General features: G+C 45.6%; 1 protein-coding gene. It reads left to right on the top strand.

Translation table 11 applies throughout. The features are described 5' to 3' along the window. Positions 1-307 (top strand): Ig-like domain-containing protein (locus AC1M9H_RS14390; protein ID WP_481613658.1); only part of this gene is annotated, 307 nt, incomplete at both ends.

Here is a 307-nt window from a genome sequence, read left to right as displayed (position 1 = left end):
AAGTACAAGTCAAAGACAAGAGCTATACTGATCTTGCAGGCAATGCAGGTACAGCAGGTGATGACGAAGTTGTTACGATTAAAATCAACAGTGTGACACCAGACAGCACCAGCGGTGGTTCAAAAATCACAGGGACAACCAAACCAGGTAACACAGTTGAAATCAACGTACCGGGTCATGATGCACCATATACAGTGACTGCAGATCAAAACGGGCATTGGACCATCATCACTGATGAGCCATTGAAAGATACCGATACCATCACTGCAAGTACACCGGATCAAGACCAAGCAGCAACCACAGATAC

Source organism: Acinetobacter sp. ANC_7512 (assembly GCF_056779935.1).
Note: the sequence above shows the minus strand (reverse complement) of the source record. Positions and strands in the feature narration are given on the sequence as shown.